Below are 13,759 nucleotides of genomic sequence, written 5' to 3' on the forward strand. Positions count from 1 at the left end.
ATCATGTCGCACAATGGGGATATGCCCATGTTTATCGATTGCAGCCATCTGATCGGTTCCAATCCGCCGCGCCTGCACTATGGCGTGGCAGTGGTCGATATCAATGATGATGGCATCTGGGAGTTGTTCATTGCCGGCTTCGATGGCGCCAATCGCGTGCTGCGCTGGGACGGCGCCGGTTTCGCCGATATCGTTGACGAGACCCTCGCCGATGCGCAGCGCCAGGCGATCGGCGTGGCGGCCGGCGACCTCGACGGCGATGGTCGAGAGGAGATTTATGTCCTCAACACCGATACCTTTGCCGGGCGCAAACGCTTTGGCGATCGGTTGTTCGATTTCCAGGAGACCGGCTGGATCGACCTCTTTGAGTTGCCGCAGAACCGCGAGGCGCTCAATCTGACTGCCGGTCGCTCGGTGGCGGTGGTGGATCGCCTGGGGACGGGGCGCTATGGTTTCTTCGTCGCAAATTATGGCGGTCCGTTCCGCCTGTATGAGCGCGACCGCTTTGGCGAAGTGCAGGATATGGCCAGCGCCGCCGGCATCAGTTTTACCACCGGCGGGCGCGGTGTGATTGCGCTGCCGCTGGTGACGTCGCGCATGGATATTTTCACGGTTAATGAGAATGGTCCTAATCTGCTCTTCGCCAATCGTGGCGATGGCACATTCGAGGAAATTGCCCGCCGTGCCGGTCTGCCCGATCCACACGAGCACGGACGTGGGGTCGCCGCCGGCGATTTTGATGGCGATGGCCGGTTCGATCTGGTCTATGGCAATTGGGAAGGTCCCCATCGCCTGTTCTTGCAGAAGTGGGATGGGCTGTTCGTCGATGCCGCGCCGCCTGATATGGCGGAACCATCGCGGGTTCGCACCGTCATCGCCGCCGATTTCGACAATGATGGCGAACTGGAGATCTTCTTCAACAATATTGGCGAACCGAACCGTTTGTTTGCGCGCCGTGGCGCTGAGTGGGCGAAGATTGATCCGGGTGATGCGCTCGAACCTGCCGGGCTGGGCACCGGCGCTGCGGTTGGCGATTTTGACAACGATGGGCGGCTCGAATTGCTGATCAGTCATGGCGAAGCCGATCTACAACCGCTCAGCCTGTACCGACCTGTTCCCAACGATCATGCCTGGCTGCGTGTGCTGCCGCTGACGCGCGCCGGGGCGCCGGCGCGTGGCGCGATCGTCGCGCTTTTGGCAGGCGGCAGGCGGCAACTGCGTGCCGTTGATGCCGGCAGCGGCTATTTGTGTCAGATGGAAGCGGTTGCTCACTTCGGTCTGGGCAGTGTGGCGACGGTTGAGTCGGTTGAGGTGTACTGGCCCGATGGCGCGACGACGACGATTATGACGCCGGAAGTGAACCGCGTGCTCCGTGTGCCACATCCGTGAACGCCGTTATGCTGCATCGTCGAGCGCGCGCGCCAGCCCGACGACCAGACGCACGGCGTTCTCGAGGTGCGCTGCGTCGAGCCTCGAAAGGTCATCACGCCGGTCGTGCTGGTATGGAACATGGTGCTGTGCGTCGAGAGCGGCAATGCCCATGGCGCGCCACCCGCGACGCCGCAGGACGCCAGCATATGTGGTCCCGCGGTAGACGTCAGGCCTGACCGCCGCCTGCCCACTGTCCACAACACGAGCCGCCAGGTGCAACAGCAATGCGTCCGCAAGTCGCTGGCGTAGGGCGCCTTCGGCTGCCAGGTAGCACAAAGTTCCCTGTCCGATGCCGTCGAGACCGACGAAAAGGGTTTGCCCGGCTTCAAAGGGATAACGCCGCAGGAGATCGTCGATGCCGGCCGACCCGGCGCCGACTCCCACGATCCATATTTCGGTGTGCTTGAGATGGGGTAGTCGTGCTGCGCTCTCGATCAACGTCGCCAGAGCGCCAGCGTAGCTGATCGCGCCCGGGGTCGCCGGGGCGTGCTGTACGATCAGCGCGATGACCCCCTGAGCAAACAGGACGGTCGCCGGCGCCGCCTGGGCATACCAGAGCCACAGGCGGAGATCGAGCGGAAGCGGCGCATTCGCTGCTATGCCCAGCGCCAACAGCAACGTTGCCGCCACGGTGCGCCCGATAAGCCCGGTCTGGTCAGTGCCAGACGCGACAAGCCAGCGGCTGGCGGCTGGCGGCGAACTGAGCGGCGCCAGCATCACCAGGCGCCAGCGCATCACGTCAGCCGCTGCGCGGGTGGCGACGACATTCTGACTCGCAATGCGCGGCGCCAGAAGCGGCGTGTCGTACAGCCACGACAGGAACGACGCGCCCCAACTTACGGCAAAGATCAGGATGGCTGGCGACGGCATCCAGTAAAAACCGATCACCCCCAGAACAGCCAGGATTCCAACCACCATGCCATCGTAGCCGGGGGGACGCAACGCATGGTAGGACTCGGCGGACAAACGAAATCCTGCCTGGCGGAGACGCGCATCGAGGAATGCAGCGACCTTTGCCTCGCCCATTGATCCGGGAGGCCGGGGACCGATCGTCTCGACAATCTGTGCGGCGATAGCAAATGGCGTCTCGAGCGGACGTCCTGACGGTTGGCTTTTGGTTGCACTGCTCCGATCAGATGCCGTCACTGCCTGTGCCCGTCTTATGGACTATGCGCGATCACCATGCGGTACTTCGTGTGCGTGGGACTAATGGCTGATTGAAGCGGCGCGCAGTTTGTGGCATGATCATGCGCGAAGTGAGTGAACCTCTCCGACGCCGTTTTCGATCCACACAGGAGGTGCACCCCGTGTTGCGCAGTTTCTTTTACAAAGACTAACGCAGACAGACCTCCGAGACGCCAGTGTCTCGGAGGTCTTTTTATGTTCATGGAAGGTCTTCGCCATAGCGCCAGCGGTAGTAGTGTCGCCCGACATTGCCCATCTCAACGCGCCAGCCGGGCGGGTTGTCGGGCACATAGGTCAATGTGCGGCGTTCGAACAACTGAATCAGGACATCGCGCTCAACCCCGCCGAGGCGCACACGCGCCCAGAATGGCTCGCTGATCGGATACCCAAGCGTGAACAGCCAGTCGAACAGACGATCGCTGCGTAACCGTCCCTGATCGTAGATCAGCCCGCGTGTATTGAGATAGTCCCAGAATACTGCTGGAATGTTATGCCCGCTTTCGGGCACATAGTGCGCGATGCGGGTTTCGCTGCGCATCGGACCTTCATATGCGCCAATGCGTCCCTGGCGATCAATGGTCATGCGCGGCAACTGTCCGGTCTGGTCCGGTTCCACCTTCGTGATAACCGTGGCGAAACTGGCGTACAACGGTGCGTTCGGGTCATCAGCGTCGCCGGCAACGGGGATAGCCGCCGCTTCACGCTGAACGAACTCGTTATCACCGATCTGCATCCGTCCGCTGACCAGTTCCATCACCAGCAAACCGGAGGTGACAAACCAGGGACTCGAACGGTCGCCGAAGGGGTTATTCAGTTCCATTCGGCCCTTATCGAAGTACTGCACCTGCCGCATACCGCTGGTCGCCTGCTGATAACTCTCGGCGCGCGCCATCAACCCGCGCGGTCCCCACATCCAGCTGCGTTGCACTCTGCCGCTGGCAACGACCCGATCAGTGCGTTGCCACAGTTGATCAAAGGCGACATCGGCAAACCCGACCAGTGGACCATTGACGAATGCGCGCGTCGTCCCGTCCTGAGCGCTGTCGGATTCATCACCGACCGATCCGCTCGTTGCGGGAGTGCCGGTTGGCGTCGGCGTGCGATCATCGAATGGCGCTACAGTCGGTGTTGGTCCTGATGGGGTAAGGAGCACCGCCGGCTGAGGGGCGCGCCCGCACTCTTCATCCGGGACGCACAATTGCAGGATCAGGTCGTAACGGATGAACTGATTGCCAAGGTCGCCGTTGTTCTTGATCTGCACATAATAGAACCCATCAACCTGCGGAACAAAGCGGATCTGCGAGTCGAGCGATCCGGCGATGTCGTCGCTGAAGTCGAGGAGGCGAATGCCATCGCGGTCGAACAGATACATGACCGTATCGGCGCCGGCCTGCGTCTGATTGTTGAAATCCGGCGTGTTGCGGTAGGGTCGGGTGTCGGTGTAGATGTAATAGATTTTGCCCGCCTTGCCAAAGAACTTAACCCAATCGGCATCTCCCGTCGGGCAGAGCCGTCGCCCCGGATGGATCTCGTTGGGCAGGATCAGTTTCGCCTGCTCCGGCAGACCATCGTCTTCGTACAAGTCGCGGCAAATCTCCCCCACCAATGCGGCTGTTGGTCCGTAACTTTCGGAGCGCACGACAAAGACATAGGTGCGGTTGCCGCCGCCAATATTGAGCGTGTCGCGGACGCGGACGTAGTAGAAGCCGTCGCGCGGGGCGCGCCACGATTGAATGCGCGGCTTGATGTCCTTCGGGTCAGGGCTTGCCGGATTGCGATTGAAGAAGTCGTCGTTGAACGCCAGGCGCTGACCGTTTTCATCATACAGTTCGAGCGACAGATCAAGCCCGGCGTCCATCCGTTCGATGTCAATGGTGTAGACCTTGCCGCCGACGCCGCCGAAACGGAACCAGTCCTCATCGCCGATCTCGCAGATGCCATGGGTGACCGGCGAGTCGACCAGCACCAGCCGCGCACTGCCGGGGTCATTTCCCGGATCGCGCGCCCCTTCGGGGCACGTCGGTCCCGGCGTTGGCGTCGGTCCCGGCGTGCGCGTCGCTGTCGGCGTCACCGTCGGCGAAAGCGTCGGTGTGACGGTCCGCCCGCCGACAGTCACGACAAATGCGCCAAAGGTGCTGGCGGAGACAGGGCGCACTCCCGATGTCGAGTTGTACGTTCCGGTCACTGTGACCAGCAGAGTGTTGTACGTGCCCGGAACGACGTTGCTGCCAATGCTCAGTTGCAGCGTGAAATTCGCGTTCGTTCCGCCAGAGACATTATTGTTCAACTGCACCGGTCCCGGTGCGCTGACGATAACGCCGGACGGCGCATTCGACGCGGTGATGTTGAACGTCGTCGATGGACTGATGGAGAGTACGGCGTCATTGATATTATTCGTCAACTGAAACGTCAGGGTGATGATCGTCCCCGGATCGCCCTGCGGCGGCGCACCGACCTGCACGACTTGAACGACCTGCTGCGCCCGAACGATAGCCAGAGGGACGCTCACGACGAGCGCGACCAGCATTCCGATAAGCGTCAGCGTGAGTGCTGTTTTGTGTCGGGTCGTGTACCGGTGGCTCACAAAGACGACTCTCCAACCGCGACAGACAAACCTGAGCTATTATACCACGGGGTTGGAGACCGGTTGGCGACCCGCCCCAGCGCAGCCCCCGGCGATGACCGTTACCGCCGCCATGCAACACGCAAGCGGATAGATCACCGGGCATGCAATTGCCTGGCGGTCGCGGTTTGCGCGTCCCGGTGACGGTCATCTCCGCCAGGCGCGCCATCGCCCGCAGCCCCCGGCGATGACCGTCACCGCCGCCATGCAACACGCAAGCGGATAGATCACCGGGCATGCAATTGCCTGGCGGTCGCGGTTTGAGCGTCCCGGTGACGGTCATCTCCGCCAGGCGCGCCATCGCCCGCAGCCCCCGGCGATGACCGTTACCGCCGCCCCGCAACCGGCGAGCAGATTGATCACCGGGCATGCAATTGCCTAGCGGTCGCGGTTTGAGCGTCCCGGTGACGGTCATCTCCGCCAGGCGCGCCATCGCCCGCCGGTCGCGGTTTGCAGCCCCTGGGTGACGGTCATCGCCGCCACCGTGCGTCGCGCCGCCCCAGAACGTTCGCCAGCGCCGTCATTTGCGGCATCAGCGCAGCGAAGTTTTCGCAGGTCAGCGATTGCCCGCCGTCCGACGTCGCCCGATCCGGGTCGGGATGCACCTCGATCATCACGCCATCGGCGCCGGCCGCCAGCGACGCCAGCGCGAGCGGCGGCGCCAGATACCATTTGCCCGTTCCATGCGATGGATCAGCGATCACCGGCAGATGGCTCCGGCGTTTGGCGAGCGCCACCGCATTCAGATCCATCGTGTTGCGCGTGGCGGTCTCGAAAGTGCGAATGCCCCGTTCACACAGGATGACATTCGGATTGCCCTGCGCAATAATGTATTCTGCGGAGAGCAGCCATTCCTCGATCGTCGCCGACATGCCGCGTTTGAGCAGGACCGGTTTCCCGCTGCGCCCGGCTTCCTCCAGCAACTGATAGTTCTGCATGTTGCGCGCGCCGATCTGCAGCACATCAGCGTAGCGCGCCACCAGGTCGACGTCAGTTGGCGTCATCACTTCGGTGACGACTGGCAAACCGGTTTCGGCGCGCGCCTGCGCCAGCAGGCGCAACCCTTCTTCCCCCAACCCGCGGAAGGTGTAGGGCGACGAACGCGGCTTGAAGGCGCCGCCGCGCAGCATGTGGGCGCCAGCCTCGCGCACAGCGAATGCCGTTGTCATGATCTGCTCTTCGCTTTCGACGGCGCATGGTCCGGCGATTGCAACGAACGATCCGCCGCCGATTGCGAGGTCGCCGACCTGCACGATCGTATCCTGGGGGTGAAACTCGCGCGCGGCAAGTTTGTAGGGGCGGGTGATGCGCACGGCTTCCTGAACGCCGGGGAAACGCTCGAGTTCTTCCCGGAGCGTCGGCGGAATGGCAGCGCCGATAACGCCGACGATGTTCCGCTCTTCGCCGTAAGTGACGCGCCCCTTAAGCCCGTGCTCCTGAATGCGCGTCAGAACCGCGTTCAATTCCTCTTCGGTTGCATTGCTGCGCATGACGACGATCATAGACACATTCTCCTTTGCCAGCGGTAACAATTGTTCGATATACGACGGACGACTCATTTGCGGTGGCGCCAGGCGCAGGCGAGGCCGCATGGCGATATCGAGTTCGAGAGCGGTCATGACTTCCTCCCCAGAACCGAGAACCGAGAACTGAGAACCAAGAACCGAGAACCGAGAACTGAGAACCAAGAACCGAGAACCGAGAACTGAGAACTGAGAACCAAGAACCGAGAACCGAGAACTGAGAACTGAGAACCAAGAACCAGGAACCGAGAACTGAGAACTGAGAACCAAGAACCAAGAACCGAGAACTGAGAACCAAGAACCGAGAATCGAGAACCGAGAACCAGGAACCAGGAACCAAACGTCTCATCGAGCAATCAACCACAACCTGGACCATCAAGGACATAGAACGGCCACCGTCGGTTGAGCCAGTCGAAGCCAACGTCAGCCGCAAGACGGTCAACACGGGCAACGTGCAACATCTGGTTGTTCACTCTATCAGGCATATTTCGTAGCCAAAAAAAGCGGAGGTGTCATCCTCCGCTCCTCCACTCTTCCGGCGACCCTGTCCGCGCATGGGTCATGCTTCGGTCAGGGCGCAGCGTATGTGCGCCGCGAACGTACACATGGATGATCTCGTCCGCGCGACGGGTGGTGTTCCAGTGGATCAACACGCGAATACAGCGCGGCAGACTGCCCGGAACCGCCATTTCGTGGGTGCAGAGCAGCGCTGTATCGAGCCAGCCGAGTTCGCGCGCGGCGACTGCCGGAAATTCGGCGGTCAGATCGGGCGTGGTGCTGAAGATGGCGCTGGCGATGTCTTCGGGGCGCACGTTGTTGGCAGCAATGATTCGCTGCAACAGGTCGCGCGTCGCTTCGAGGATTGCTTCGCGTGTGTTTTCGTCGCAAGTGGTGGCGCCGCGAATGCCACGACAGAAGATCGTCATACTTGCTCCTGAAAACCAAGAAGGCGTGGAGCCTGTTGCTCCACGCCTTCTGAGTTCGGGTACTTTCAACTTCATTCAACGCGAAGCAACCAGCCTCTTGGTGAGCCGGCAAAATACCAGAACCAGAAGAAATAGGCGCTTCGCAGTTGCATAAATGCCCGAATACTCTGTTGCAATACTATGCGTACTCTGACTATAGCATACCTGGGCGCAGGTGTCAATTGTCACGATCTAGAGCCAAGCAATTCTTCCGCCTCAATGATTGCCTGGGCAATATCCTTCATTTTCGCGCGCTTATCGCGGGCGCGTTGCCGCAGCCGCTCATAGGCGTCGCGCTCGGTCAGCCCCAGGCGCTGCATCAAAATCCCTTTGGCGCGTTCGATCAATTTGCGCGCTTCGAGCGACTCTTCCAGTTCGTGAACCTGGGTGCGCAACGCCTGCAAATCACGGAAGCGCGCCAGCGCGATGTCGATCGCGGGCAATAATTCCGCTTCATTCACCGGTTTGACCAGGTAGCCGAGCGCGCCTGCCTGTTCCGCTTTGCGGATGGTTTCGCGATCCGTATACGCAGTCAACATAAGAATTGGCGTCGGGCGTTGCTGATTGATCCGCGCCGCCGCTTCCGTTCCATCCATTTCGGGCATGCGGATGTCCATAATGATCAGATCCGGTCCAAGCCGCATGGCGAGGTCAATGGCTTCGGCGCCGGTGCGAGCGATGCCGATGACATCGCAGCCAAGCCCTTTCAGTTGTTCCTCGAGCGTCAGCGCGACCAGATCGTTATCTTCTGCAAGAAGAATGCGCGTAGCTGCCATAGGTTTCGCCCTTTCCACCAATATGTGGAAATGGTATCACTCACTCTATCATAGCATACCTTGCCCTGTTGTAAACCTGTCTTTCGGGCATGATTCGGACGGATGCGCGCACTTTGGCTCACTTATGGGCGCGGATGAAAGTCCAGACGACGTGATTGCGCGGCTCTGCCGCGTCAACGGTGTCGTGCAATGCTATCGAGCGTCGCAGCGACAATCGCGGCGGTGACGGCATGATGGCGCGGCGCGCTGCGTTGGGGGTGGACGCGATTACTCATGACGACAATTATCAAGCAGTGGTGTGGAATGATCACCAGCGCCGGACCGGTGAAGCCGGTATGCCCATAACCTCCTGCCGGTGCGGGACCCATAAAATTCGGCCGGTCAATCATCCATCCCAATCCGCATGCCTGCGCCAGCCCTGGCGTGTGATTCCTCGTCGCCAGCGCCATCGTTTCCCGGCGCAAAAAGAGCGAATCAGCGCGGTTGTGCATCGGGGGCAGCCAGGCGCGGCAAAATCGCCAGAGATCGTCGGCAGTGCTGAAGAGCCCGGCATGCCCGGCGATGCCGCCCAGCGCATACGCGCTTTCATCGTGAACCACGCCGTGGACCAGACAGCCACGCCACTCATGGTCGAATTCAGTCGGTGCAATGCGCGCCAGGAGCGCCGGATCAGGGCGAAAACCGGTATGGCGCAGGCCCAGTGGTCGGCAGACCAGGTCATCGATAGCGCGATCAAGCGGTTGCCCGAATACCGTGGCAACAATGTCGCCCAGGAGCAGTGAATTGATGTTCGTATAGGCGACTCTGCTGCCGGGTGGATGCGCAGGCAATGCAGCGTACACCGCCGTCCGCACCGCGTCTTGTCCTCCCCGACAGAGTGTGGAAAGGCGCAGGTCAAGACCGGATGTATGGGTCAGCAGGTGGCGAACCGTGATCGCACGAGCGCGAAAGGAGGGCAGATACGTACAGACCGGCGCTTCGAGATCGAGCCGTCCGGCGTCATACAGACGCAGCGCCGCAGTCGCAGTAAACATTTTGGTCAGCGACGCAACATCATAGATCGTCGCCGGTTCAACGGGTGCGCCTTCGGCGTCATAGGTTGTTGCGCCATACGCCGTATGGTGGAGGATCGTATCGTCGCGCGCGACGAGCACGACGGCGCCGGGAAAGATGCGCTCTTCAACGGCGCTGGCAATGATCGCGTCAATGGCTGGAATGGACACAGCAGGCGCTCTTCATTGCGCAGGAGCGCAGGCAGGGCGCTCGGTGAGCCACGGATCGAACGCTACCAGATCGCCCGGCGCATCACCACGACCGTCGGCATGACGATCCGGCTCATACGGTCCTTCGACGGCGCCCCACCAGTTGTTGCGCATATCGATAAACACGTCACTCGTGGCGCCGCGCCCGATGCCGCGCTCCAGATAGATCGGAATAATCGGCGGCGTATGTTTCTCGATTGCGTTATTGCGAATCGTCAACCCCGGCAAACCCGGCGCCTGCGGCAGGGTGCTGAGAATGCTCAGCCCATTGGAACCGCCAATGAGTCCGTTGCAGACGATAGATCCCTGCAATGGACCGTTCGTCTCCAGCGCAAGATTGGGTCCGTCCTGTCCGACGAACAGGTTTCCCTGAATGTCGAGCGTGACAGTATCATTGGGGCTGCGACTGCCGATCCGAACGTTGGGCGAGCCGAATGCCATGCGATTGCCGCCGATACGGTTCCCCGTCAGCGTAACGCCGCCGCGCTCGTAGACGATCTCGACCGCCGCGCCATATGGCATATCATTGCCCGTAATCTCGCTGTCGCGCAGTTCGATGCGTCCGGTAGAGATGCGCACATGCCCGCCATTGTCGATGATGCGGCTTGAACGGATCGTCAATGACCCCTGTTCCGATGCAATGACCGTCCCGCCTGCGCCGCCGCCGCGCACCTCGACGTGTTCCAGCACAATGTCGCTGCCGGGGCGTCCGACAATCCCCTCCCAGCGCGGCAGGCTGGCGCCAATGAAGCGCACCGGCCGATCCGCCTGTCCCAGAGCATACAGGCGGCCATCGACATAGAGCGTTATTCCTGGCGGAATGCGCACTTCAACCCCTGGTTCGATGATCAGTCCGGCGCCCGCTGCAACCACCGTATCGCGCCGCAGCGTGATCGGACTCTGGGCAGTCGTCCAGTAGGTGGTGGCACGAATGATATCGACAGGGATCGGCGTCGCCGTGGGCGGAGGACGGGTCGGACGGGGCGCTGGCGGCGGGGTTGGTTGGACGACCGGCGGCTCTGGGGTTGGTTGAACGACCGGCGGCTGTGGGGTTGGTTGGGCGACCGGCGGCTCTGGGGTTGGTTGGACGACCGGCGGGGGCGCGAGGGTTGGCGCCAGCGCCAGCGCAGGCGTCGTCGCTGTTCCGGCGATGTCGAGCGCTGCGGTTGGCAGTGGCAGATCGGGAGTGGGCGAAGGCGCTGCGTTCGCCGGCGCCGGCGTCGGTGGCGCCGGGTAGGGCGGCGCGTCGGTCGGCAGTGCCGCAATGGTCGGCGCATCTGCGGGAATGGCGGTTGCTATCTGCACCGGTTCGACCACAACAGACGTTGCCTGCTCCATCGCAGGCGCCGGCGTCCGCGCGCGCGCCAGTTCGCTTCCGGCTGGCGGAAACAGCACTGCCAGCAGGATGGCGAATGCCAGAAAAAGGAGCGCTGCCAGCAGAATAGCCGTATCACGCGAGATACGAAATGGCAATGTGCGCACTGGCTGATTATCGTGCGGTTGATTGGAGGAGTCCACGCAATTGCCTCGAATGCACACTATCCTCGGCATTCTATCACAGCGCCAGAGGCTCTGCAATGCCGGTTGACGATTCTGAAGTACAATCACATCTATGGAACACGCACGCAGAGTTGTTTCAGGAGGCTCCTGGTGAACTGCTGGCATTGCGAGCGACCGGCGCATGGCGTGTGCATCTTTTGCGGGCGGGCGCTCTGTAAGGATTGTGCGCGCGAGATGCCGCACATTGTGGCGCTCTATCGCGATGAGAACCATACCCATCGGGCGATTGTCACAGCGCGCGCGCTCTACTGCGGTGTCTGCGAGCCGCGCGAGGATCCGATCGAACTCCCCGAACTGAAGTAGCGCGGCATCCGCGCCAGGATTATTATTATCATGGTAACGCGAAGGTCACAAAGGGACGCAAAGGAAATGCGCTTCACTTAACCTTCGTGCGCTTCGTGTCCTTGGTGGTTGAGCCTTTTTGCAGTGGACTCATGGTATGGGTCATTACGAGAAAGGCGGATGGATCGGCAGGCGCACGATCATGTTCGTGCCGATGCCGGTTGCTGTTTCAAACCGGATATCCCCGCCGTGATCCTTGACAATTCCATAGGACACCGACAGCCCCAATCCGGTTCCAGGCGTGCTGCTGGCGCCGAGCGCGCCTTTCGTTGTGACGAACGGCTCGAAGATGCGGTTACGCACATGTTCGGGAATGCCTTCACCGGTGTCGCGGACGCTGAGTTCGACGAAGGTGTCGCACTGCCGAAGCGACACGGTGATCGTTCCGCCTTGCTGCCCAATGGCATCACGCGCATTGGTAACAAGGTTGAGCAGCACCTGGGCAATCTGTCCGCCATCGCAGACAATGGCTGGCGTGGATTCGATATGGCGCGCCAGCGTAATATTGAGTTTACGGAGATCAACCTCGACAAGCGTCAAAGTCTCGGCGATGATGTCGGCGAGATGATGCACTTCGCGGCGATGCTCACTGCGTCGCGCGAACGTCAGCAAGCCGCGAGTGATGACTCGTCCGCGCTGGCATGCCTGCCGGATGACGTCGAGTGCATGGTCTTTTTCGGCAATATCGCCGGTGCTGCGTCCCAGTTCCGCATAGCCGAGCATACCGCCGAGCAGGTTGTTGAATTCGTGTCCGATGCCTGCTGCAAACGTGCCCACTGCCGCCAGTTTTGATGACTGGATCAGTTCCGCCTGCTTCTGGCGAAGTTCGCTGAACAGGCGTGTGTTGTCGATTGCAACCGCCGCCTGGCGGGTGAAGGATGTCAGGATTCGCTGATCATCGCTGACGAGGCCGCGCAGATGCTCGAATGCCAGGCAGATGACGCCGAGTGCGCCGTGATCGGTTTTGAGCGGAAGCGCCAGCAGGGTTGACCAGCGTATGGGATCATCGGAGGCAATCGGCGGCGCCAGGCGCTGGATGCGTTCATCGGCGATCAAAACAATCTGCCCGCGCCGAATCATCTCGTTGTAGCGCTCCTGGTCGTCCAGCGGCGGATCGGGCTGATCGAGCGTCAGTCCGTGAACTGCCATCACGCGCAATGTGTCATGCTCGTACAGCGCGACCCAGCCGGCCTCGGCGTCGAGCAGGGCGGCGAGACGTTCGCAGAGGAGATGCAGCTGGCGTCGGTCGTCGAGCGTTGCCAGCATTGCGGTTGCCAGCGATTGCAGGCGCTCGAGTCGTTCGGTGCGGATGCTGAGTTGCTCGCGCAGATTGGTCAATTCGGTCGTCGTATGATGCTGTTGCGCCTGGCGGTGCGCCAGAAACTGCACCCAGCCGAGCAGTGCCAGCGCGAAAGGCAGCGCTTCGGGCGCGGCGGGCCAGAATGCTCCGAACAGAGCGCCATTCAGCGCCATGACCGGCGCATACCACTGGAATGATGCTGTTCTGCCGTGCCAGGGCAAGGACCAGCGCCTTTCTTCTGTCGCTTCGAGGAGCGCTTCCAGGAAGAAGCCGGCGGCAATCAAGGTTGCCAGCGCCAGCGATGGAACGAACCGGGGCGTCGTTTGGATGATCGGCGCGATCAGGGCGCCGCCGCTGACGATCACCGAGCGTACTGCAATCAGCCGAATCGTGCGCTGCCATGGGTGCGGCATCGCCAGGAGGCTGCCGATGAGCGCGGCAATCAGTGCGGGAGACCAGACAGTCATCATCGCTCCTGCCACAAGCGCCACGGGCGCCGGCGTGAGCCGCCGTCCTTCCGGCTCGCGCACGGCAAAGCGATCACTCAAAACGAGCAGGATAGTCAAACCGGCGCCAATGGCAAGCGCCGCCGGCGACCAGTGCCGCAGTGTTGCTGCGAGTGCGACGCTGTTGAGCACAAGAACAATGCCGATTGCAATGGCGGTCAGATGGTTCAGGCTGCGTCCCGGCGCCGGCAGTTGAATGGCCGGTTGGCTGGGTGAGCGCGCAATATGCTCCGGCGACATGGTGCAAGATGCCCTGTAGATGTCGATAGACCAGGCAGTGCAGATC

General features: G+C 61.5%; 10 protein-coding genes. 2 read left to right on the plus strand and 8 right to left on the minus strand.

Annotation, left to right across the window (positions count from 1 at the left end; translation table 11 throughout):
• Positions 1-3: 3 nt before the first annotated feature.
• Positions 4-1,389, plus strand: a complete 1,386-nt coding sequence (locus tag AC3EA7_RS05910; protein ID WP_488613110.1) for a CRTAC1 family protein — start codon at positions 4-6, stop codon at positions 1,387-1,389.
• Positions 1,390-1,395: 6 nt separating this feature from the next.
• Here the strand turns inward: AC3EA7_RS05910 and AC3EA7_RS05915 are convergent, their stop codons facing one another.
• The 7 genes from AC3EA7_RS05915 to AC3EA7_RS05945 all read right to left on the minus strand — a co-directional run bounded on the left by AC3EA7_RS05915 (position 1,396) and on the right by AC3EA7_RS05945 (position 11,283).
• Positions 1,396-2,577: a hypothetical protein gene (locus tag AC3EA7_RS05915; protein ID WP_488613111.1), complete on the minus strand. Its 1,182-nt coding sequence runs from the start codon at positions 2,575-2,577 to the stop codon at positions 1,396-1,398.
• A 238-nt stretch (positions 2,578-2,815) separates the two neighbouring features.
• Positions 2,816-5,200: a COG1470 family protein gene (locus tag AC3EA7_RS05920; protein ID WP_488613112.1), complete on the minus strand. Its 2,385-nt coding sequence runs from the start codon at positions 5,198-5,200 to the stop codon at positions 2,816-2,818.
• 509 nt (positions 5,201-5,709) lie between these two features.
• Positions 5,710-6,741, minus strand: a complete 1,032-nt coding sequence (aroF, locus tag AC3EA7_RS05925; RefSeq protein ID WP_488613225.1) for a 3-deoxy-7-phosphoheptulonate synthase — start codon at positions 6,739-6,741, stop codon at positions 5,710-5,712.
• A gap of 533 nt (positions 6,742-7,274) precedes the next feature.
• Positions 7,275-7,688, minus strand: a complete 414-nt coding sequence (gene aroH, locus AC3EA7_RS05930) for a chorismate mutase (RefSeq protein WP_488613113.1) — start codon at positions 7,686-7,688, stop codon at positions 7,275-7,277.
• 224 nt (positions 7,689-7,912) lie between these two features.
• A complete protein-coding gene (locus AC3EA7_RS05935; RefSeq protein WP_488613114.1) occupies positions 7,913-8,503 on the minus strand; it encodes an ANTAR domain-containing response regulator in 591 nt (196 codons plus the stop codon).
• A gap of 173 nt (positions 8,504-8,676) precedes the next feature.
• A complete protein-coding gene (locus AC3EA7_RS05940; RefSeq protein ID WP_488613115.1) occupies positions 8,677-9,726 on the minus strand; it encodes a serine hydrolase domain-containing protein in 1,050 nt (349 codons plus the stop codon).
• 12 nt (positions 9,727-9,738) lie between these two features.
• Positions 9,739-11,283, minus strand: coding sequence for a right-handed parallel beta-helix repeat-containing protein (locus AC3EA7_RS05945; protein WP_488613116.1), 1,545 nt, complete (start codon positions 11,281-11,283; stop codon positions 9,739-9,741).
• Between the two features lie 132 nt (positions 11,284-11,415).
• On the opposite strand from AC3EA7_RS05945, the gene AC3EA7_RS05950 reads away from it, so the two are divergent.
• The gene (locus tag AC3EA7_RS05950; protein WP_488613117.1) at positions 11,416-11,628 is read left to right on the plus strand and encodes a hypothetical protein; all 213 of its coding nucleotides are present in this window, start codon (positions 11,416-11,418) and stop codon (positions 11,626-11,628) included.
• A 144-nt stretch (positions 11,629-11,772) separates the two neighbouring features.
• Here the strand turns inward: AC3EA7_RS05950 and AC3EA7_RS05955 are convergent, their stop codons facing one another.
• Positions 11,773-13,713, minus strand: a complete 1,941-nt coding sequence (locus AC3EA7_RS05955) for a sensor histidine kinase (RefSeq protein WP_488613118.1) — start codon at positions 13,711-13,713, stop codon at positions 11,773-11,775.
• Between the last annotated feature and the right edge of the window lie 46 nt (positions 13,714-13,759).

It is taken from the genome of Roseiflexus sp., assembly GCF_057785375.1.

Coding starts and splice junctions, on each gene's coding strand:
- AC3EA7_RS05910 (WP_488613110.1), top strand. CDS start 4: ATGTCGCACAATGGGGATATGCCCATGTTTATCGATTGCAGCCATCTG.
- aroF (WP_488613225.1), bottom strand. CDS start 6,741: ATGATCGTCGTCATGCGCAGCAATGCAACCGAAGAGGAATTGAACGCG.
- aroH (WP_488613113.1), bottom strand. CDS start 7,688: ATGACGATCTTCTGTCGTGGCATTCGCGGCGCCACCACTTGCGACGAA.
- AC3EA7_RS05935 (WP_488613114.1), bottom strand. CDS start 8,503: ATGGCAGCTACGCGCATTCTTCTTGCAGAAGATAACGATCTGGTCGCG.
- AC3EA7_RS05955 (WP_488613118.1), bottom strand. CDS start 13,713: ATGTCGCCGGAGCATATTGCGCGCTCACCCAGCCAACCGGCCATTCAA.